At 73.4% G+C, this 20,670-nt stretch carries 20 protein-coding genes and 1 pseudogene; 8 read left to right on the forward strand and 13 right to left on the reverse strand.

The genetic code is table 11. The features are described from left to right. Positions 1-326: 326 nt before the first annotated feature. On the reverse strand, positions 327-920 hold the full coding sequence (locus ABZ807_RS23235; protein WP_357161607.1) for a hypothetical protein: 594 nt from the start codon (positions 918-920) through the stop codon (positions 327-329). Positions 921-1,740: 820 nt separating this feature from the next. Between ABZ807_RS23235 and ABZ807_RS23240 the strand changes: the two genes are divergently transcribed. The 3 genes from ABZ807_RS23240 (at position 1,741) to ABZ807_RS23250 (ending at position 4,771) form a co-directional block, all read left to right on the forward strand. After that, a complete protein-coding gene (locus ABZ807_RS23240; protein ID WP_357161610.1) occupies positions 1,741-2,073 on the forward strand; it encodes a hypothetical protein in 333 nt (110 codons plus the stop codon). Beyond that, positions 2,070-2,729, forward strand: a complete 660-nt coding sequence (locus ABZ807_RS23245; protein ID WP_357161613.1) for a nucleotidyl transferase AbiEii/AbiGii toxin family protein — start codon at positions 2,070-2,072, stop codon at positions 2,727-2,729. The genes ABZ807_RS23240 and ABZ807_RS23245 overlap by 4 nt, the downstream gene beginning before the upstream one ends. Before the next feature lie 248 nt (positions 2,730-2,977). Next, entirely contained in the window at positions 2,978-4,771 is a 1,794-nt protein-coding gene (locus tag ABZ807_RS23250; RefSeq protein WP_357161616.1) for a 5'-nucleotidase C-terminal domain-containing protein, read from the forward strand. Between the two features lie 82 nt (positions 4,772-4,853). Here the strand turns inward: ABZ807_RS23250 and ABZ807_RS23255 are convergent, their stop codons facing one another. Next, positions 4,854-5,090, reverse strand: coding sequence for a hypothetical protein (locus ABZ807_RS23255; RefSeq protein ID WP_357161619.1), 237 nt, complete (start codon positions 5,088-5,090; stop codon positions 4,854-4,856). A 24-nt stretch (positions 5,091-5,114) separates the two neighbouring features. Between ABZ807_RS23255 and ABZ807_RS23260 the strand changes: the two genes are divergently transcribed. Beyond that, the gene (locus ABZ807_RS23260; RefSeq protein WP_357161622.1) at positions 5,115-6,191 is read left to right on the forward strand and encodes an NAD(P)-dependent alcohol dehydrogenase; all 1,077 of its coding nucleotides are present in this window, start codon (positions 5,115-5,117) and stop codon (positions 6,189-6,191) included. A gap of 43 nt (positions 6,192-6,234) precedes the next feature. Here the strand turns inward: ABZ807_RS23260 and ABZ807_RS23265 are convergent, their stop codons facing one another. Next, positions 6,235-7,413 (reverse strand): geranylgeranyl reductase family protein, encoded by a 1,179-nt coding sequence (locus ABZ807_RS23265; RefSeq protein ID WP_357161625.1) that lies wholly within the window; start codon positions 7,411-7,413, stop codon positions 6,235-6,237. 137 nt (positions 7,414-7,550) lie between these two features. Here ABZ807_RS23265 and ABZ807_RS23270 point away from each other — a divergent pair, with 137 nt between their 5' ends. Continuing rightward, the gene (locus ABZ807_RS23270) at positions 7,551-7,787 is read left to right on the forward strand and encodes a hypothetical protein (protein ID WP_357161627.1); all 237 of its coding nucleotides are present in this window, start codon (positions 7,551-7,553) and stop codon (positions 7,785-7,787) included. Between the two features lie 37 nt (positions 7,788-7,824). Continuing rightward, positions 7,825-9,270 carry an MFS transporter gene (locus tag ABZ807_RS23275; protein ID WP_357161630.1) on the forward strand — a complete coding sequence of 482 codons (1,446 nt, stop codon included), beginning with the start codon at positions 7,825-7,827 and terminating at the stop codon, positions 9,268-9,270. A 96-nt stretch (positions 9,271-9,366) separates the two neighbouring features. On the opposite strand, the gene ABZ807_RS23280 is transcribed toward ABZ807_RS23275, so the two are convergent. The 5 genes and pseudogenes from ABZ807_RS23280 to rho all read right to left on the reverse strand — a co-directional run. Beyond that, positions 9,367-9,960: a hypothetical protein gene (locus tag ABZ807_RS23280; protein ID WP_357161633.1), complete on the reverse strand. Its 594-nt coding sequence runs from the start codon at positions 9,958-9,960 to the stop codon at positions 9,367-9,369. A gap of 709 nt (positions 9,961-10,669) precedes the next feature. Next, positions 10,670-11,374, reverse strand: a complete 705-nt coding sequence (locus ABZ807_RS23285; RefSeq protein ID WP_357161636.1) for a hypothetical protein — start codon at positions 11,372-11,374, stop codon at positions 10,670-10,672. Between the two features lie 199 nt (positions 11,375-11,573). After that, positions 11,574-12,686 (reverse strand): DUF3626 domain-containing protein, encoded by a 1,113-nt coding sequence (locus ABZ807_RS23290; RefSeq protein ID WP_357161639.1) that lies wholly within the window; start codon positions 12,684-12,686, stop codon positions 11,574-11,576. Positions 12,687-12,739: 53 nt separating this feature from the next. Next, positions 12,740-13,204 (reverse strand): VOC family protein, encoded by a 465-nt coding sequence (locus ABZ807_RS23295; protein ID WP_357161642.1) that lies wholly within the window; start codon positions 13,202-13,204, stop codon positions 12,740-12,742. Positions 13,205-13,214: 10 nt separating this feature from the next. Continuing rightward, a pseudogene (rho, locus tag ABZ807_RS23300) lies at positions 13,215-14,300 on the reverse strand (transcription termination factor Rho); the annotation flags it as partial. Positions 14,301-14,631: 331 nt separating this feature from the next. Between rho and ABZ807_RS23305 the strand changes: the two are divergent. Continuing rightward, the gene (locus ABZ807_RS23305; RefSeq protein ID WP_357161645.1) at positions 14,632-14,886 is read left to right on the forward strand and encodes a hypothetical protein; all 255 of its coding nucleotides are present in this window, start codon (positions 14,632-14,634) and stop codon (positions 14,884-14,886) included. A gap of 21 nt (positions 14,887-14,907) precedes the next feature. Here the strand turns inward: ABZ807_RS23305 and ABZ807_RS23310 are convergent, their stop codons facing one another. Both ABZ807_RS23310 and ABZ807_RS23315 read right to left on the reverse strand, forming a co-directional pair. After that, positions 14,908-15,537 (reverse strand): MBL fold metallo-hydrolase, encoded by a 630-nt coding sequence (locus tag ABZ807_RS23310; RefSeq protein WP_357161647.1) that lies wholly within the window; start codon positions 15,535-15,537, stop codon positions 14,908-14,910. Then, positions 15,534-16,622: an S-(hydroxymethyl)mycothiol dehydrogenase gene (locus ABZ807_RS23315; protein ID WP_357161650.1), complete on the reverse strand. Its 1,089-nt coding sequence runs from the start codon at positions 16,620-16,622 to the stop codon at positions 15,534-15,536. The genes ABZ807_RS23310 and ABZ807_RS23315 overlap by 4 nt, the downstream gene beginning before the upstream one ends. 144 nt (positions 16,623-16,766) lie before the next feature. On the opposite strand from ABZ807_RS23315, the gene ABZ807_RS23320 reads away from it, so the two are divergent. Next, the gene (locus ABZ807_RS23320) at positions 16,767-17,186 is read left to right on the forward strand and encodes a hypothetical protein (protein WP_357161653.1); all 420 of its coding nucleotides are present in this window, start codon (positions 16,767-16,769) and stop codon (positions 17,184-17,186) included. A 17-nt stretch (positions 17,187-17,203) separates the two neighbouring features. Here ABZ807_RS23320 and ABZ807_RS23325 read toward each other — a convergent pair whose 3' ends face one another. The 3 genes from ABZ807_RS23325 to ABZ807_RS23335 form a co-directional block, all read right to left on the reverse strand. Further along, positions 17,204-18,511, reverse strand: a complete 1,308-nt coding sequence (locus tag ABZ807_RS23325) for an MFS transporter (RefSeq protein WP_357161656.1) — start codon at positions 18,509-18,511, stop codon at positions 17,204-17,206. Then, entirely contained in the window at positions 18,508-19,170 is a 663-nt protein-coding gene (locus tag ABZ807_RS23330) for a GntR family transcriptional regulator (RefSeq protein WP_357161659.1), read from the reverse strand. Before ABZ807_RS23330 ends, ABZ807_RS23325 begins: the two co-directional genes overlap by 4 nt. Positions 19,171-19,315: 145 nt before the next feature. Beyond that, positions 19,316-20,437, reverse strand: coding sequence for a CapA family protein (locus tag ABZ807_RS23335; protein ID WP_357161662.1), 1,122 nt, complete (start codon positions 20,435-20,437; stop codon positions 19,316-19,318). Between the last annotated feature and the right edge of the window lie 233 nt (positions 20,438-20,670).

The following is a 20,670-nucleotide window of genomic DNA, read 5'->3' on the forward strand; positions in this document are numbered from 1 at the left end:
GGCGCTGGGGTGTCGGTGTGCAGGTCGCCTCTCGGCGAGTGGCGCGACGCGGCTCCAGCCGGACGGTATTCCGCGGCGGCAATTAGGTGAGGCCCGGGGACACTGGACACACCGACACCTGACTCAACAGGCTACCCCGGTCCGCTGTTCCACCCGGCTCGGGTGACCGGCACCACTTGCTACTCATCGTGGTTTCGTTGCTTGCTGTTGCGGCGTGGGTCCGTTGCTTGCGGTCCGTGCGTCGTGGAGTGTGGCCGGTGCCGGGGGTGGGTGCGGCGCTGGCCGGCACCCTGGTGGGGGTGCCGGCCAGCGTGTGGTGCGGTGGGTCAGCTGTTCCAGTGCTGGGCGACGAGGTCGGCGGCCTGCTGCTCCCACTGGGCGTAGGCGTCCGGGTAGGCCGACACCTGCACGGTCTGCGCGGCCTCGGTCAGCGGCATGTCCTTCCAGCCGTCAACCTGCTTCAGACCCTTCTCGAACGCCATCGTCGAGTACTCGGGGTCGGTGATCTGCTCGACCGTGCCCCACCCGCTGGACGGACGCTGCTGGAACAGGCCCAGCGAGTCGTGGTCGTTGCGGTCACCCAGGTGACCCAGATTCTCCAACTTCGACTCCTGCAGGCTCGTGGCGATCGAGATCACGGCGGCCCGCTCGTCCAGACCCGACTTCTTCGTCGCAGCGATGATCGCCTTGGCATTGTCGGTCTGCTCGCCGTTCAAGTCGATCCGGGACTGCGCGCCCTGCACACCATGCGGGATCAGCTTGGCGTTGTCCACGCCGGGCTTGTCCGCCTGCACCACCGCAACCGACTTCATGTCAGCCGCCGGGGCGGCATGGGCGCCGGTGGCCGGACCGGCGAACACGCCACCGGCGAAAGCCAGACCAGCAATACCAAGAACGCTCTTACGCATGATCGTGTTCATGGGAGTTAGCTCCTTCGAGGGGGGATTGGCGACGCATCCGACGGGGGTCGGACACGCGCAAGCACCACGACAAGGCGCTCAACAAAAACAAGAAGAGGAAAGCTTCTGTCCGGCAGGCTTCACGAGCGGGGGCTCGCGGCGCCAGGACCATGTGTAACGACCGGCGGCCCACCACCATTCCCGGGGGCCCAACACCCCGAGCCGGCCACCATCAGGCCAAGCCAGCGGGGGTCGCTGCTGCGATCGTCCAGGTGATGTAACCACCCCCGCCCCGCCACCATTCCGCCGCCCGGGTGCCGCCGGTCACGGGACAGGCCGCCACGGCTCGCCTCAAACCGGACGCGCGGTCCGGGACATACCGGCCCGCCGGGTCGATCCGGCCCCGCGCCGGAGAGATCACCCAGCCGTGACGGCCCACCCAACCACCGATCGCGCGCCTGGCCCCCACACTCAGCGGGCAGGGGGTGATCCGCCTCAGGGTGTCGAAGGGCGGTGTCCCCGCCACGCCGACCCGGAGTCTGCCAACGATGCCGCACCGATCGCGGAGGGGGCATCGACCACTTGACCGGGCGATCAGGGTGCGGATGGCGCGGCGGGGCGCGAAACGCCCACCCACCTCGTCCCCGTACCCGGGAAATGCCGGCGCCCGCGGGAGACGCTCGGCGGGCGGCGAGGATGTGATCGACGCATGGGGCAGGCCCGAGCGCCGGAGTCAGGCAACGGCGGAGCCGCGCCAACGCGACGGGCGGGAATGGGCGGGAAACGGAAACCCGGCGACCAGGTTGGCCGCACGGGCCGGGGTCGGCGTTACCCTGGCAGCATGCAGGCCGTCGTCAGCACCGCGCCCCACCTGGCCCGCCCCGGCCGTCCCGCCGTGGTGGCGCGCACCCTCGCGGAGCTGGCCGGCCCCACCCGTGGGGTGGTGGAGCTGCCGGTGCGGTTGATGTGGAACGCGGACCGGACGTTCGACCTGGGCGACCCGGACCAGTTGCTGTGGATGTACGAGAACGTGCTGCGGGAGACGACCCGCGCCGACGACCTGCGGCACCTGATCAACGGCCGGACGTTGCGGCGGGTGTGGCGGCGGCTGAACCTCCCCCGGGGTGTGCGGCAGGCGTGGGAGAGCCGGCACCGGGGTCTGCGTACCGCGTGACCGGCCCGCACCTGCACGAGTTCTACCGGGAGGTGGCCCGGGTGGCGCTGACAGCGGCCGGGCCGCACCGATTCGTGCTCGGCGGCGGGGTGGCCTGGGCCGCGCACGGGCTGGTCACCCGACCCACCGAGGATGTCGACCTCTTCGCCGACGTGGAGGGCGCAGCGGCGGCCGCCGCCGCCGAGGTGCGCACGGCGCTGGAGCGCGCCGGGTTCGAGGTGGCCGACGCCGACCCGGACAGCGACCTGGGCGGGCTGTTCGAGGGCTTCGACCGCGACATGAAGGACTTCGTGGTCACCCGCGGGCCGCGGCGGATCCGGCTGAGCCTGGCCCGGCTCGACCGGTACCGCTCCCCCGTGGTGATGGACTTCGGCCCGGTGATGGACGTCCGCGACCTGGTGGCGAACAAGACCGCGGCGCTGGTCAACCGGCGCGAGGTGCGCGACTACATCGACGTGTCGGCGGCGCTGGACCACTACCCGGTCGCGGAGTTGCTGGAGCTGGCCCGGCAGGTCGACCCGGCGCTGGACGACGACGACGTCCGGGAGGCGGGGCGCTACCTGGACCGGATGCCGGACCAGCGGTTCACCCGGTACGGCCTGGATGCGGCGCGGATCGCGGACGTCCGCCGCCGGCTGGCCGCCTGGCCCCGCTGACCGCCGCGACGGCCAGCGGGGCGCCGCCTCGGGTTGGTTCGTCCGGCCTGGCCCCGGTCGGCCCTGCCCGAAGGCCCGGCCAGACGCGAGGGCGATCGGCCGTACGGGTGACCCCGGTGTTACGGACAGGTGGCCGGGAGCGCTGGCGGGGTGGAACACCTCGGGCCGCTGTGGCGGGAGCGACAGCTGCTCGTTATGGTGCGCAACGGCGCCCACGAGGCGCGTCCACCCCCATGGAAGGGCACCTCATGACCTCCTCCTCCGGCGCCTCGCGCCGCCAGGTGCTGGCCGTCGCCGCCGCCGCCGCGACCGCCCCCCTGATCGCCGGCGCCCCCGCCCGGGCCGCCGAAGCGAAGGGACCGACGACCTGGGATCTGACGGTCCTCGGCACGTCGGATACCCACGGCAACGTCTACAACTGGGACTACTACCAGGACGCCGAGTACGACGACAGCAAGCACAACGACATCGGCGTCGCCAAGCTGGCCACCCTGGTCAACCAGATCCGTGCCGAGCGCAAGGGCAAGGCCACCCTGGTCCTCGACGCCGGTGACACCATCCAGGGCACGCCGCTGGCCACCTACTACGCCAAGCAGGAGCCGATCACCACCACCGGTGAGACGCACCCGATGGCCAACGCCATGAACATCCTGAAGTACGACGCGATCACGCTGGGCAACCACGAGTTCAACTACGGCCTGCCGCTGCTGGCCACCTGGATCAAGCAGCTGGGCTTCCCCGCGCTCGCCGCGAACGCCGTCAACGAGGCCACCGGCAAGCCGGCCTACCTCCCGTACGTGATCAAGGAGGTCGACCTCGGCGGGCACGGCGCGCCGAAGCTCAAGGTCGGCATCCTCGGCCTCACCAACCCGGGCGTGGCCATCTGGGACAAGGGCAACGTCGAAGGCAAGCTGGTTTTCCCCGGCATGGTGGAGACCGCCGCCAAGTGGGTGCCGATCATGCGTGAGCGCGGCGCCGACCTCGTCATCATCTCCGCGCACGGCGGCGACAGCGGCACCTCCAGCTACGGCCCGGAGCTGCCGAACGAGAACCCGGTCGCGCTGATCGCCCAGCAGGTCCCCGGCATCGACGCGATCCTCTTCGGACACGCGCACAGCGAGGTCGTGGAGCGGTTCGTCACCAACACCGCCACCGGCGCGCAGGTGCTCACCGCCGAGCCGTCGAAGTGGGGACAGCGCCTCACCCGGATGGACTTCACCCTCACCCGGGAGCGCGGTCGCTGGAAGGTCACCGGCAAGGGCGCCACCATGTTGAACACCAACACCGTGGTCGAGGACCCGGCGGTGCTCGCGGCCGTGCGCGGCCAGCACACCAAGACGGTCGACTACGTCAACACGGTCGTCGCGCAGTCCAGCGAGGAGCTGTCCGCCGCCGAGTCGCGGTACAAGGACACCCCGATCCTGGACTTCATCAACCACGTCCAGACCGAGGTCGTCACCGCGGCGCTGGCCGGCACGTCGTACGGGTCGCTGCCGGTGCTGTCGATCGCCGCGCCGTTCAGCCGCACCGCGATCTTCCCGCGGGGCGACGTCCGGATCCGCGACGTGGCCGGCCTCTACGTCTTCGACAACACCCTCGAGGCCGTGGTGCTCAGCGGCGCCGAGGTGAAGGCGTACCTGGAGTACTCGGCGAAGTACTTCAAGACCCTCCCGGTGGGCGCGGCCGTCAACCCGGCCGACATCAGTGACCCGGGCGTGCCGGACTACAACTACGACGTGATCTCGGGCCTCGACTACGACATCGACGTCTCCAAGCCGGTCGGCCAGCGGATCACCCGCCTGGTGCTGCCGGGCACCGACACCCCGGTCGCCGCCGATGCGCAGTTCGTCATCGCGGTGAACAACTACCGACGCAGCGGCGGCGGCAACTTCCCCGGCATCGTCAGGACCCAGGTCTACAACCAGCAGCAGGAGATCCGCCAGCTGCTCATCGACTGGGCGCAGGCGAAGGGGACGATCAACCCGGCCGACTTCTTCGTGCCGAACTGGAAGCTGGTCCGCGAGGGCGTGCCGGTCTTCTGATCCGTACCACCGGCATGCCGGACGGGCCGTGGGTGAGCACCCGCGGCCCGTCCGCGTCCCGGCGTCGCCGGGCCGGCCGGCGTCAGCTGCCGGCGCCCGGTCCGAGCCGGAGGAACCACTGGTCGTCGTTGGCGGTCGGCTCGGGTCGGTCCCGGCGCGGATCGGTCTCGGTGAGCTCGACCCGCTCGTCGGGACGGACCGGTGGCGGCAGCTCGCCGAAGCGCACGTGGCGCAGGAACGCGTAGTCCTCGTCGTCGAACGAGGTGGGCTCCGGCTCGGCCATGCCCGCATTGTGCCGCCACCGGTCCAGCATGGCCATGGCATCAACGGTGCCCGCGCGGGTATGCGCGCCGCGACCGGCGTCGGCGACGAGGTGGAGGCGACCATGCGCGCAGTACGGCTGACTGCTCCCGGCGTGCTCGAGCAGGTGGCGGCGCCCACCCCCACGGCCGGGCCGGGCCAGGTGCTGCTCGCCGTCGCCGCCGTCGGCGCCTGCCACTCCGACCTGCACATCCTCGACGCGCCCCCCGGTCTCTTCCCTACCCCCATGACGCTGGGGCACGAGATCGCGGGCACGGTCGAGACGGTCGGCGCCGGGGTGACCGGCTGGTCGCCCGGGGACCGGGCGGCGGTCTACGGGATCATCGGCTGCGGCACCTGCCGGGCCTGCCTGCGCGGGCGGGAGAACCAGTGCCGCCGGGTGCCTGTCGGCGGCATCGGGCTCAGCCGTGACGGCGGGCTGGCCGACTACGTGGTGGTGCCGGCCTCCCGCCTGCTGCCCATCGGCGAACTGGACCTGATCCAGGCGGCGCCGCTGACCGACGCCGGGCTCACCCCGTACCACGCCGTCGAACTGGCCCGCCCGGCGCTGCGGCCCGGCACCTACTGCGTGGTGATCGGCATCGGCGGGCTCGGCCACATGGCGGTGCAGATCCTGGCGGCCACCACCGCGGTACGGATCATCGCGGTGGACACCAGCATGGCGGCGCTGGACCTGGCCACCCGGATGGGGGCGCACCACGTGGTGCAGGCCGGCCCGGAGGCGATCGAGACGATCCGAGCGATCGTCGGGCCCGCACCGGACGGCGCCGACGTGGTGATCGACTGTGTCGGTGTGGACGCCACCCTGACCACCGCCCGGACGGTGGTGTCCACCGGCGGCCGGCTGCTCCTGGTCGGCCTCGGCGGCGGCACCCTGCCGGTGCGGCCCGTCGCCGACGAGCCACCCACCCTGCCGCTGGAGACCAGCGTCGAGGTGCCGTTCTGGGGCACCCGCGCCGAACTCCAGGAGGTGATCGCCATGGGTCAGCTGGGGCTGCTCACCGCCGACGTGCAGACGTTCCCCCTGGAGCGGGCGCCGGAGGCGTACGACCTGCTGCGCCGGGGCGAGATCCACGGCCGCGCGGTCATCGTGCCCTGACCGACCCGCTCGTCGACCCGTCCGGCCAGGAGCCGCCGGCGGGTCAGCGGGACTGGGCGTTCGCCGGCTCCGCCGGCGCCGACGGTGGGCGGGGCCGCACCGGCGGGAGACGGTCCAGCAGCGCCAGGCCGGCCCGGACCGGCGCCCGGGTCAGCGTCTGGTCGAAGCTGGCCCGGCCCTGGCAGAACCGGACGAACATCCCCCAGCCGGCCGGCGTGGCCAGCAGGGCGTGGAAGACGTCGGGCCGGCGTTCGAACACCTCCAGCAGGCGGTGCCCGGCCCGCATCGACGGGACCAGCTGATCGCGTACGTCCCGCTCGTAGCGGCCCAGGTCACCGGCGGCGACCGCGGCGCCGGCGAGCGCCCCGGAGCGCAGCGCGTAGCTGATCCCCTCCCGACTCCACGGCTCCAGCAGGCCGGCCGCATCGCCGGCGACCAGCACCCGGCCGTGCCGCAGCGGCGAATCCTCGGCCCGGCACCGGGTCAGGTGCCCGGAGTCGTGCTCGGCCTGCACCCCGGACAGCCCCAGCCGGTCGACGAAGCTCCGCAGGTACTCGCGGGTCCGCTCCCCCTCGCCCCGGGCGGCGATCACCCCCACCGTCAAGCTCGACCCCTTGGGGAAAACCCAGGCGTAGGAGCCGGGGACGGCGCCCCAGTCGAGCAGCAGCCGGCCTCGCCAGCGCCGCTGCTCGGCCGGCGGGACCGGCAGCTCCCGCTCCAGGCCCAGGTCCACCTGGCGGAAACGGACACCCACGTGCCGGGAGCTGACCCCGGAGGAGCCGTCCGCCCCGACCACCGTCCGGGCGTGCACGGTCTTTCCGTCGGCCAGGCGTACGCGTACCCCGTCGGGGTCCTGGTCGATGCCGCGCACGGCGACGCCCTCGCGCAGTTCGGCCCCGGCGGCGACCGCGGCCGCGCGCAGCCGGTCGTCGAACTCGTCGCGGCGGACCATGGCCACCAGCGGGGTGCGGTGCCGGCGGGTGAAGGCGCGTCGCCCGTCCCGGGTGAAGGTCACCCGGTCGACCCGATCGTGCGCGGGCACCTCGATGCGGCCGGCGACCGCGGTCAGCGAGGCGCCGATCAGGCCGCCGCCGCACGTCTTGTAGCGGGGGTGGACGGCCCGGTCCAGCACCAGCGTGCGCACGCCCGCGCCAGCGGCGGCGTGGGCGGCGGAGAGCCCGGCGGGGCCGGCGCCGACGACGACGAGATCCCAGGTGATCACGGATTCACCCTAGGGCACCCCGGCCGGCCGGCCGCTCACGACCGACCGATCGGGTGGGCATTGTCGGTCACCCGGCGGGTAATCCGCGGTAGCCAGGCCGCCCATGGAACGGGCGGGTCACCGCAAGGAGGTCAACCATGCAGCAGGTACGTCTGTCGGAAACCGAGGTACGGGTTTACGACGCGGTCGCGACGCTGGAGGCGCGCGGTCAGGTGCCGTATCCGGACCTGATCGCCCAGGAGGCGGGGATGCCGGTGGAGGAGGTGCACGCGCCGTTGCACCTGCTCACCGAGAAGGATCTGCTGCACCGGGAGGACTCGCCCATGGCCGGGCTGGACTTCGGTCCGCGGTGGTGTGCCCGCCAGATGGCATGATCGGTTTGCGCCTCGGGGCGCCGGGTAGCGGTCGGTCGTGAATGACCGACAGGTCCCCGTGACGGAGGCGGGTGGCCGACGGCGCTGGCAGGCCCTCGGCGTGGGGCTGGTCGCGACGTTCATGACGCTGCTGGACGTCAGCATCGTCAACGTGGCCGTCCCGTCGATCGACCGGGCGCTGCACGCGACCCCGAGCGACCTGCAGTGGGTGCTCTCCGGGTATGCGCTGACGTTCGGCCTGATCCTGGTGCCCGCCGGCCGGTTCGGCGACGCCCGCGGACGACGCACCGCCTTCGTGGTGGGCATCGCCCTCTTCACGCTCACCAGCGCCCTCGCCGGCCTGGCCACCTCACCCGCCTGGCTGATCGCCGCCCGGCTGCTCCAGGGCGCCGCCGCCGGGGTGGTCAACCCCCAGGTGATCGGCCTGATCCAGCAACTCTTCCGGGGCGCCGAGCGGGGCCGGGCGTTCGGCCTGCTCGGCGCGACCATCGGCATCTCCACCGCGATCGGCCCACTGCTCGGCGGCCTGCTCATTCAACTCGGCGGTGAGGAGCACGGCTGGCGCTGGGTGTTCTTCGTCAACGTGCCGGTGGGCGCCCTCGCGGTGGTGCTTGGCTGGCGGCTGCTGCCCGACCGACCGACCGGGCAGCCCGACCGGCACCGACTGGACCCGTTCGGCGTCCTGCTGCTCGGCGTCGGGGTGGTGCTCCTGCTGCTGCCGCTGGTGCAACGCCAGCAGTGGCACGGCCCGTGGAAGTGGGCACTCATCCCGGCCGGCCTGGCCGTCCTGGTCGGGTTCGGCCTCTGGGAACGCCGGTACGCCCGGCACCAGACACCCCTGTTCGACCTGCGGCTGTTCGGGCTGCGCTCGTACACCCTGGGCGTGCTGATCGCGCTGGTCTACTTCGGCGGGTTCACCGCCGTCTTCTTCATCTTCACGCTCTACCTGCAGATCGGCCTCGGGTACAGCGCCCTGGTCGCCGGCCTGGCGATCACGCCCTTCGCCCTCGGTTCCGCGCTGGCCTCCACGCTGGGCGGCCGGATCGTCAACCGCTACGGCCGCCCACTGGTCGGCATCGGGCTGATCGTCGTGGTGCTCGGCCTCGGGGCGGTGGTGCTGGTGCTGCACAACTCCCCGCACCACTCCGTACCGCTGCTGACCGCGCTGCCGCTGCTGGCGGCCGGGCTGGGCAGCGGCCTGGTCATCACCCCGAACCAGACCCTCACCCTGTCGGAGGTGCCGGTGCCGCAGGCGGGCAGCGCGGCCGGGATGCTCCAGACCGGCCAGCGGATCGGCTCGGCCGCCGGCATCGCCGCAGTCGGGGCGGTGTTCTTCTCCTCGCTGTCGAGCACCGGCGGGGACTGGTCGGCCGCCTTCCGGCGCTCGCTGGTGCTGGCGGCGGGGATCATCCTGCTGGCGCTGGTCGCCGCCCTCGTCGACGTCGCCATGGGGCGCCGCGCTGACCGCCACGGGGTGCACTGATCCACGGCTCCTCCCCTCGTCGGTTGCGGGTCCGGATATGCCGCTGGCCGGCACCCCTCGGTTCAGGGGTGCCGGCCAGCGTGGTGGTGCGGTGGGTCAGCTGTTCCAGTGCTGGGCGACGAGGTCGGCGGCCTGCTGCTCCCACTGGGCGTAGGCGTCCGGGTAGGCCGACACCTGCACGGTCTGCGCGGCCTCGGTCAGCGGCATGTCCTTCCAGCCGTCGACCTGCTTCAGGCCCTTCTCGAAGGCCATGGTGGAGTACTCGGGGTCGGTGATCTGCTCGACCGTGCCCCACCCGCTGGAGGGGCGCTGCTGGAACAGGCCCAGCGAGTCGTGGTCGTTGCGGTCACCCAGGTGACCCAGGTTCTCCAGCTTCGACTCCTGCAGGCTGGTGGCGATCGAGATGACGGCGGCCCGTTCGTCCAGGCCCGACTTCTTCGTCGCGGCGATGATCGCCTTGGCGTTGTCGGTCTGCTCGCCGTTCAGGTCGATCCGGGACTGCGCGCCCTGCACACCGTGCGGGATCAGCTTGGCGTTGTCCACGCCGGGCTTGTCCGCCTGCACCACCGCAACCGACTTCATGTCAGCCGCCGGGGCGGCATGGGCGCCGGTGGCCGGGCCGGCGAAGATGCCACCGGCGAAAGCCAGACCAGCAATACCAAGAACGCTCTTACGCATGATCGTGTTCATGGGAGGTAGCTCCTTCGAGGGGGGATTGGCACCACGGCCACGACCGGGGGGTCGAGCACGCGGGCAAGCACCACGACAAGGCGCTCAACAAAACAAGAGGGAAAGTCTCTGTCCGGCAGATCATCGCGAACCGGGGGCTCGCGGCGCCGGGACCATGTGTAACGACCGCCGGCCCACCACCATTCCCGGGGGCCCGCACCCCGGGCCGGCCACACCATCAGGTCAGGCCAGCGGGGTTGCTGCTGCGATCGTCCAGGTGATGTAACCACCCCCGCCCCGCCACCATTCCGGGCCCACGGTGCCGCCGGTCACGGGACACCGGGCACGGCTCGCCTCAAACCGGACGCCCAGCGCCCCCGCACGCTGGACATACCGCGTCGCGGCGAGTCCGCCCCGCGCTACCGGACATACCTCCCCAGCCCGCATGGAACCGATATCGCACACAGGGGGCACCCGCGGCCCGACCGGCACGCGCGAACCAGACACCAACCCACACACGCCCCCTCGGGCGCACCTGCATGTCGCCCGAGCAGCGACACCCGGGCCGGCAGCGCGAGCCGGTGGGTGGTCGGGTTCTCACCGGAGAGAAGGACCTCCAGACGGACCCGGACGACCTCGCGCTGATCGCGGCCGCACACCGGGGCGGCCTGAGACGGCGACCGGCCGGCCCCCGGGAGGGGACCGGCCAGTCGTGGTGTCGTTCAGGAGGTCACCAGAGCTGCTGGACGACGTCCGCCGCCTGCTCCTCCCACTGGGCGTACGCCCACGGGAAGGCCGAGAACTGCACGGTCTGCGCCGCGGTGGTCAGCGGCAGGTCCTGCCAGCCGTGCACGTTCTTCAGCGCCTCGAAGAACGCCCGCGAGGCGTAGTCGGGGTCGGTGATCTGCCCGGGCGTGCCCCAACCCGACGACGGGCGCTGCTGGAACAGGCCCTGCGAGTCGTGGTCGTTGTACGCGCCGAGGTGACCCAGGTTGTAGAGCTTCGACTCCTGCAGCGAGGTGGCGACGCCGATCACCGCGCCGCGCGACCCCACGCCGGTCTTCTTGGCCGTCTCGACGATGGCCTTGGCGTTGGCGAGCTGGGTGTCGTCCAGCGGGATGCGGGACTGCGCGCCCTCCACGCCGTGCGGCATGAGCTGGTCCTTGTCCGGCTTGCCCGCTGGCACCTTGCCGGTGGCGGTGCCGGTGGCGCTGCCGGTGGTCAGGCCCGACTCGACCGTGACCGCCTGCCGGCTCTTGCCGGTGGCGAGGTCGATCGCGGCCACCGCACCGGCGTGCGGTCCGCTGGTGACAGGGGCGGCCACGGCGGCGGGTCCGAACGCCAGGCCGCCGAGGGCGGCGACGCCGGCGATGCTCAGTGCGGTGTTGCGGTTCTTCGCGATGGCCGGGAGCCATCGAGTGAAGTCCGGCTTCACGATGGTTGCCCTTTCCTCGTGTCGACGCGCTCCGGATTGAGCGCCCCTCGGGGGAACTGCCTGGCCCGCAGGGGTTTGCGGACCGGCGGTACGGGGAACACAACCAGCTTCGCTTGTCGGTCATTCCGGAAATGCGTCGGGTGGCCCGGTCTGCGGCACAGGTCACTCCAGAATCGGACCGACCGGCACGAACCGGATGTCAGGCGCTGGGCTCGCCGAACCGAACAAGGACGTGCCAGAGCTGCTTGAGGTGCTGGAGGGTGTCGGCGACCGGCCCACGGTCCGCCCAGCGCTGCGGCTCGCGGACCACCGAGGCCGCCGCCCGGCCGATCAGCGCGGCGTCGACCGGCGCCCCCGGCAGGGCGAACTCGGCGTGCACCCGGGCGGCAAGCGGCGGGATGGCCGGCCCCCGGAAGTCCGGGTCGACCGCGTCGACCGGCAGCGCGAAGCCCGCGTGGAAGAGCAGCCGGAGGCCGTACCGGTGGGCGATGCGGGCCAGGACGCGCCCGGTGTCCGTTCCGTGGAACGAGGGGTCGGCGACGATGGCCTCGACGTCCCGGGCCAGGTCGACGCCGCCGTGGATCTGCGCCTCGACGTAGTCGTCCAGGGCGCGCCCGGCCCCGCCGGGCGCCCACGTCGCCCCCCGCTCGCGCCAGCGCAGGAGCGTCGCCACCAGGCGGGCCGGGTCCATGCCGGCGACGCCCAGGCAGACCCCGGTGCCGGCGGTGGCCGCCAGCAGGGCGGCCAGGACCGGCTCGGCGACGTCGGCCGTGCCGAAGTCCTCCGGCCCGAGGTGGCTGTCGCCGAAGCAGAGCGTGGCCCGGGCCAGCACCTCGGGACGCAACCGCAGGTGGCAGGAGCCGAAGCGGGGGGAGGCGCCGTCCGGGTGGTCGAGCAGGTTCAGCCCGCCGTAGACCGGTCGCTCCCCAGGGCGTACGCCGGGGGCCTGGTACGCCCCGCCGAACATCGCCTCCTCCCAGCGGTCCCGGTCCCCGCCCGGGTACGCGGTGAGCCCGCCGTTGGAGATGCCGGTGACGAACTGGCTGCGGTAGACGCCCTCCTCGGCGAGCGCCTCGGCCACTGTGCGGCCGTCGGCCAGCAGCCGGTCGGGGTGGAAGTTGACGGACAGCCCCTCCCCGGCGGTCATCGCGGCGACCAGCCGTTCCGGGTGGTGACCGGCGCCGGACCCGGCGAGGTGCCGGGCGATGGTGGCCAGCGCGGCCGGCCGCTCCCGCAGCGCGACGGCGCGGACGTGGCGCAGTGCGGCGGCCTGCGCCGGGGTCAGGACGACGCAACCGGTGGCGGTCGACATGGGCAGCAGTGTCGGCGCGCGGGCCGGGACGTGTCGAGTCGTTTCCCGCGCCGTCAGCCGTCCCGGCCGGTGCCGAAGCCGTCCAGGGTGGCGCGTTCGTCGAGGTCCCGCAGCTCCTGGAAGAGGGTGAGCTGCAAACCGGCCGGCGCGTCGAGCCGCGAGTTGAGCGAGTGCCAGGGCGTCACGGTGGGCGGGGCGATCTCCGTCGCGCCTGCGGCCACCAGCCTTCCGGTGGCGGCCGGGGCGTCGTCCACCTCGAACGCCACCCGGATCTTCGGGGCCACCTGCCGGCCCACCTCGACCTCGTCGATCATCCGCTTCTGCGCCGGGTTGGCGATCTCCAGGGTGGCCCGGCCAGCGTCGAGGATCACCACCCGGGCGTCGCCGTCGCCGGAGAACGCGGCCTGCTCCGGCAGGCCCAGGGCATCCCGGAAGAAGGCGACGGCGGCCTCGTAGTCCTCGGCCTCCACCACCAGGCGCAGCTGTCGTACGGTCGGGGGTCGCTCATCGGTGCTCACCCGGCCGATCCTAGGTCCGCGCGACGCCGAGCCGGGTGAGCAGTTCCCGATTGTCGGCGGTGCCGACCAACTGTCCCAGCAGTTGGTCGGTGGCCTGCTGACGGTCCACCTGGGACAGCGCGACGCGCAGTGCCCGCAGGCGGATCCGCTCGTCCGGAGTCAGCAACAGCTCGTCGCGTCGGGTGCCGGACGCGCGCAGGTCCACCGCCGGGAAGGTCCGCCGGTCGGCGAGCGCGCGGTCCAGCCGCAGCTCGGCGTTGCCGGTGCTCTTGAGCTCCTCGAAGAAGAGCGTGTCGGCGGCGGAACCGGTGTCCACCAGCGCGGAGGCCAGGACGGTCAACGAACCGCCGCCCTCGATGTTGCGGGCCGCGGCGAGCAGCCGCTTGGGCGGGTTCAGCGCCGCGACGTCGACACCGCCGGAGAGGGTACGACCAGCCGGGCGGGCCGCCAGGTTGTAGGCGCGGCCGAGCCGGGTCAGCGAGTCGAGCAGCACGACCACGTCGTGGCCCAGCTCGACCAGCCGCTTGGCCCGCTCGATCGCCAGCTCCGCCACGGTGGTGTGGTCCTGCGGCGGACGGTCGAACGTCGCCGCGACGACCTCACCCTTCACCGATCGAGAAAAGTCGGTGACCTCTTCGGGACGCTCGTCCACCAGCACCACCATCAGATGGCACTCCGGGTTGTTGTGCGTGATCGCGTTCGCGATCGCCTGCAACACCATGGTCTTACCGGCCTTCGGCGGCGACACGATCAGCGCCCGCTGCCCCTTGCCGATCGGCATGACCAGGTCGATCACCCGGGTGGTGAGGATCTGCGGCTCGGTCTCCAGCCGCAGCCGCTCCTGCGGGTACAGCGCGGTGAGCTCGTGGAAGTCGGGCCGGTGCCGGGCACGCTCGGCAGGCAGCCCGTTGACGGTGTCCACCCGGACGAGCTGGTCCGCGCGGGCGGCGCCGGTGACGGCATCGCCGCGGCGCAGCCCGTACCGACGCAGATGGGCGAGGGGAAGGTGCGCGTCGCGCGGGGACGGCAGGTAGCCGTCCCCGCGCAGGGAGGCGCGCCGGTCGTCGACGTCGAGCACGCCGCTGACCGGCGTGAGGGTTGTGGGACTCATCGGTTCTACCTTCCTGGGACCGGCGGCCCGCACCGGCGGAGGGTGCCGGAGGCCATCGTGGAGGGACCGTCGACGCACGGACCATGGTGGACGGTGTGGGAGACCGTCGGCGCACGGCGGACGGCCGGGAGGAGGCCCGGAGACCGGCACGGTCGAGGAGACGACCGCCGGGTGGGCGGGAGCGGGAGAACGGGAAGTCCGGGCGGCGCGGTGCGCCGGCGTCCGGGTCCCGTCGCAGCATAACCCGCGCCTGCCCGGCCAGCAAGCGGCCGCTCCGGCGACGGCAGGGGCCGCCTGGGCCGGCGTCGGCGGGCGCGTGACCGGCGACGGGCCGTACGAGGTGCGGCCGATCGGGCGGGTGGAGTCCCCGCTGATCGACGCGGATCTCGCGCCGAGGCAGGGCGACGAGGGCTCGCCGGAGGCGTGGCTGGTCTTCTCCCCTACCGTCGGTGCCGGCATGATCGGCCTGCACCGGGTGCGGGTGCTGGCGGTCGACGGCCTGCGGGTGCGGGTCGCCGACCTGGAGGCCCTGGACGTCAAGCCGGTGCTCGACCCGCGCGGGGAAGGCTGAGCCGCCGCCGCGCCGCGCCGGTCAGTGCCCGCGGGCCAGCCATTGCTGAAGGTGCGGGGCCTCCGCGCCGATGGTGGTGTCGTCGCCGTGCCCGGTGTGCACCACGGTCTCCGGCGGCAGGGTGAGCAGCCGGGTGCGGATGGACGCCACGATGGTGCCGAAGTCGCTGTGGGAGCGGCCGGTGGCGCCAGGGCCACCGGCGAAGAGGGTGTCGCCGGTGAAGACCGCGCCGAGGTCGGGCGCGTGGAAGCTGCACGCGCCGGGGCTGTGGCCGGGGGTGTGCAGGACGCGCAGGGTGCTGCCGGCGACGTCGATCCCCTGCCCGTCGGCGAGCGCCCCGTCGGGCGGCAGCTCGGGATGGACCATGTCCCACAGCACCCGGTCAGCGGGGTGCAGCAGCACCGGCGCCCCGGTGGCCCGGGCCAGCTCCGGGGCCACCCGTACGTGGTCGTCGTGGGCGTGGCTGGCCAGGATGGCGAGGACCCGGCGACCGCCGACCACGTGTCGGATCGCGTTGACGTCGTGCGGGGCGTCGATCACCACGCATTCGGTGTCGTCACCGACGACCCAGACGTTGTTGTCGACGTCGAAGGTCTGGCCGTCGAGGGAGAAGGTGCCGGAGGTGACGGTGTGGTCGACCCGGGCGGTCACGGGAACACCACCACCGAGCGCAGCACGTCGCCGTGGTGCATCCGGCGGAACGCCTCCTCGACCTGGTCCAGGGCGATCTCCTCGGTGACGAAGGCGTCCAGGTCGAGGCGGCCCTGCAGGTAGAGCTCGGTGAGCACGGGGAAGTCACGGCTGGGCAGGCAGTCGCCGTACCAGCTGGACTTGAGGGCGCCGCCCCGGCCGAAGACGTCCAGCAGGGGCAGGTCGACGGTCATCTCCGGGGTGGGCACCCCGACCAGCACGACCGTGCCGGCCAGGTCGCGGGCGTAGAACGCCTGCTTCCAGGTCTCCGGACGGCCCACCGCGTCGATCACCACGTCGGCGCCGAACCCGCCGGTGGCGGACCGGATCGCCTCGACCGGGTCGTCCGCCGAGGCGTTCACGGTGTGCGTGGCGCCGAACCTGCGGGCCCAGTCGAGTTTGCGGGCGTCGGTGTCGACCGCGATGATCGTGGTCGCGCCGGCGAGGGCGGCGCCGGCCACGGCGGCGTCGCCGACTCCGCCGCAGCCGATCACGGCGACCGAGTCGCCCCGGGTGACCTGGCCGGTGTTCATCGCCGCGCCGAGGCCGGCCATCACGCCGCAGCCGAGCAGGCCCACGGCGGCGGGCCGGGCGGCCGGGTCGACCTTGGTGCACTGCCCGGCGTGGACCAGCGTCTTCTCCGCGAAGGCCCCGATGCCCAGGGCCGGCGAGAGCTCGGTGCCGTCGGCGAGGGTCATCTTCCGGGCGGCGTTGTGGGTGTTGAAGCAGTACCAGGGGCGGCCACGCCGGCAGGCCCGGCACACGCCGCAGACCGCCCGCCAGTTGAGCACCACGAAGTCCCCCGGCGCGACGCCGGTGACCCCCTCCCCCACCTGTTCCACCACGCCGGCCGCCTCGTGGCCGAGCAGGAACGGGTAGTCGTCGTTGATGCCGCCCTCGCGGTAGTGCAGGTCGGTGTGGCAGACCCCGCAGGACCGCACCTTCACCACCGCCTCGCCAGGCCCCGGGTCGGGCACCACGATGGTGGTGACCTCGACCGGCGCGCCCTTGTGCCGCGAAACGACTCCCCGGACTTGCTGGCTCACGGTGTCCTCCCGGCTGCGCGCACGATCATCCCTACCCGCGAACCTACCGCCGCGCGGCGTCGGGGACACGGCCTTGGCCGGCGGGTTATCGCGGCCGGTGCGGGGTAGGCCGGGGGCACGGTTCTCCGCGGGACGGGAGTGGACATGAAGCTCACGCACGCGCCGTTGCGGGTCAGCATCGGCGCTTTCATCCTGAATTCCGGGCTGGGCAAGCGGACGCTGGAGGGCGAGGCCGCCGCAGGGCTGCACGGCATGGCGGCCGGATCCATCCCCCAGCTCCGGCAGGTGGAGGCGGACCGCTTCGCCCGGCTGCTGTCCGGCGGCGAGATTGCGCTGGGCGCCGCCCTGCTCACCCCGTTCGTGCCGTCGCTGCTGGCCGGGCTGGGTCTGACCGCGTTCGGCGCCGGGCTGGTGCAGCTCTACCTGCGCACGCCCGGGATGCGCGAGGCCAACAGCCTGAAACCGACCCAGGCCGGCATCGGCCTCGCCAAGGACGTGTGGCTGGTCGGCGCCGGCCTCACCCTGGTCCTGGACTCCCTGACCCACCGCCGGTTCCGCCACTGACCGGCGCCGCCAGCGGGTCAGGTGCCGGGCACGGCCGCGACGGGTATGGGCGCGCCGGCACGTTCGGCGGCGTGCCGGCGGCGGGCGGCGTTGCGGAAGCGCAGCACCTGGACCGCGCCAAGCGCCCAGAGCAGGTACTGCACGGCGAAGGCCCAGCGGTAGGCGTCCAGCGTCGGGGTGGACGCCCCGGCCGGGGTCAGCAGGTCCAGGACGACGCCGACCGCGAGGACCAACAGGATCGAGGCGACAAACCCACCGACGTTGACGATGCCGGTCGCGCTGCCGATCCGGTGGACCGGGTTGGAGGTGCGCGCGTAGTCGAACCCGATCACCGAGCCGGGTCCGTTCACGGCCAGGACGACCACCAGGGTGACCAGCAGCCAGTGCGGGGCGCGGCCCGGCCAGGCCAGCACGACGGCCCAGACCGCGGCGGTGCCGGCGGTGATGGCGAAGACCACGACCGAGCGGCGGAACGGGTGCCGCGCGCACAGGTGCGCGACGACCGGGCCGCTGAGCAGCGTGGCCAGGGTCATCAGGGTGAGCAGGCCAGCCGCGGCGGTCGGCGACAGGCCCTGCCCCTGCACCAGGAACGGGTAGCCCCAGAGCAGCGCGAAGACCGAGCCGGAGAACTGGGTGACGAAGTGGGTCCACAGCCCCAGCCGGGTGCCCGGCTGCGCCCAGGCGGCGGCGAGTTCCCGGCGTACGGTGGCCAGGTCGGGGGCGAGGGCTCCGGGGTGCTCGCGGTGCGGGGTGTCCCGGACGGCGGCGGCCACCATCAGCAGCACCGTCGCGCCCAGCGCGGCGGCGGTGAGGAAGGCCGGGGTCCAGCCGGCGTGGTGCAGCAGCGCGACCAGTGGCATCGCGCCCAGGATCGCGCCGAGCTGACCGAGGGTACCGGTCAGCTGCACCATCAGCGGGTTGCGCCGGCCAGGGAACCAGAAGGCGACGATCCGCAGCACGCTGATGAAGGTCATCGCGTCGCCGAGGCCGACCAGCACCCGGGCGGCCACGGCCAGTCGTACGTCGGTGGCGACCGCGAAGCAGAGCTGGCCGGCGACCATCAGCGCGCCGCCGGCGAGCAGCAGCCGGCGGGAGCCGTACCGGTCCAGCAGCACCCCGACCGGCACCTGCATGGCCGCGTAAACGGCCAGCTGTGCCACCGAGAAGGTGGCCAGGGCGGAGGCGTTGATGTCGAACCGGTGCGCGGCGTCGACCCCGGTCACGCCGAGCGAGCTGCGGTGGAAAACGGCCGCCACGTACGCGCAGAGCGCGACCGCCCAGACCAGCGCGGCGGACCGGCGCGGGATTGCCGAAGCGGCGCTCACCGCAGGGTCCGAAAGACGGTCGCGGCGCTGTCGATGTGCGCGCCGACGGCGTCGAGCCAGGCGTGCGGGTCGTCGCCGGCGAGCGCGGCGAGTTGGCCGGCGTGCTCAGTGAGGGCCACCTCCGCCCGGCCCGGCGAGAGCCGGAAGCTGGCAACCCCCATCCGCAGCTGGCGGTCGCGCAGCCGGTGGTACAGCTCGGCGAGGATCTCGTTGCCGGCCGCCTCGACGACGCTGGCGTGGAAGGCCCGGTCGGCCTCCATCAGCGCCCGCAGGTCGCCGGCGGCATGGGCCTCGCGCATCCGGTCGAGCCAGCCGGCCAGCACCGGCCGTAGGGCGTGCCGGTCCGGCCAGATTCGCTCGGCGGCGTGCAGCTCGACCAGCCGCCGGGCCTCGATGACGTCGGCGATCTCGCGGGCGGAGACCGGCCGGACCAGCGCGCCACGCTTGGGGTAGAGCGCGACCAGGCCCTCGGCTTCGAGGCGGAGCAGCGCCTCGCGGACCGGGGTGCGGGAGACCCCGGCGGCCTCGGCGATCTCGCCCTCGCTGATCAGGGACCCGCCCGGGTGGACCTGCTCCAGGATGGCCCGCTTCAGGTAGCGGTAGGCCCGTTCCGCGGCCGACGGCACGGTGGCGCGCGTCGGCGAGCTGGGATACGTCATGTATCTATGATGCGTTCCTGCCGGTGGGCAGGCGCGGCGGGCCGGTCACGGATGGGTCCCGCCACAGTCGAGCAGGCCGGGCCCCCCGCGTCCCCGGGCAGGCCGCCCCCAGGGCAGGCGGGACCCGCCCACCGCGCTGGCTCCGTCAGGAGGGCCCGCCGCCGGCCGGGTCGAGCATGATCACTCCGCCGTCGCCGAGCCGGAACCGGGTCCGGTGCGGCTCGCCGAGGCGGTCGGCCAGGTCGGCGAGCCACCGGGCCTCGGCCGGCGCCGCCCGCTCCAGTCGCATCCGGCGGATCCGGACCGGGACCAGGCGCAGCCGGACCAGCCCGCCCGCGTCGAACGTGGGCAGGTGCAGCAGCCGCAGCTCCGGACGGTACGACTCCTGCCCGCCGATCCCCTCGTAGTCGTCCAGCAGGTCGCCACAGCCGTACAGGATCAGCCGGCCCCGATGGACCTCGATCGGACGGGGGTGGTGCGAGGAGTGGCCGTGCACCAGGTGCACCCCGGCCTCCACCAGCCGATGCGCGAAGCGCACCTGCTCCGCCGGCACCTGGTAACCCCAGTTCGATCCCCAGTGCACGGAGACCACCACCAGATCGCCCGGCCCGGCCTCATCGGCGACCCGCTCGGCGAGCGCGGCGGCGGACTCCTCGGTCGTCTCCGGCAGGTACGCCACCCCGGCCCGCCGGTCGGTCGCCGCCCACTGCGGCGGGATCCCGCTGGACGGGGCGCCCACCGACCAGAGCAGCAGCCGGCGGCCCCCGCCCAGGTCGATCCGGGCCGGCCGCCACGCCTCCGCCGCGTCCCGGCCCGCGCCCGCCGGCGTGATGCCGACCCGGCGCAGCCCGTCGAGGGTGTCGGCGAGCCCCCGCGGGCCGAAGTCGAGCACGTGGTTGTTGGCCAGCGCGCAGACGTCCAGCCGGGCGGCGGTGAGGCAGGCCAGGTTCTCCGGGTGCATCCGGTAGTGGATGGCCTTGCCTGCGGCGAACTCGCCCCGGCCGGTCACCGAGGTCTCCAGGTTGACGATCCGCACGTCCGGCCGCAGGTCGTCGAGCAGCCGCAGCGCCTCCCCCCACGGCCACCGCGGCGGGGCCGGGCGCGGGACCGGCCCGGACGCCGACTCGGCCAGCTCCACGTACCGGCGGGCGTCGGTGACCGCCGGTTCCCGCAGCTCGGACGGGCCCGGTCGGGGCAGGATCTGGTCCACTCCCCGACCGGTCATCACGTCGCCGCTGAGAAACAGGGTCACCTCGTCGCCCGGCATGGCGCCGCTTTCCCGTACCGGCAGAGTCGTACCCCGCAGGGGGTGGGAATTGCGCGCGAGGACCGCGTGAGCGACCCGGATCGGGGCACCAGGGCGAGGCCGACCTGGCGGCGCTGGAGGGCGACGCCCCGCCGCGGGGTGCCCGCCCAGCGCGCACCGGTGACCCGCGCGGCCCGGTGCCGGCCGGCACGGAGGTCGGACAGCCCCTCCGGCCGGACCGGCGCCGGACGCGG

This window comes from Micromonospora sp. NPDC047548 (assembly GCF_040642975.1).
Lineage (GTDB): Bacteria > Actinomycetota > Actinomycetes > Mycobacteriales > Micromonosporaceae > Micromonospora.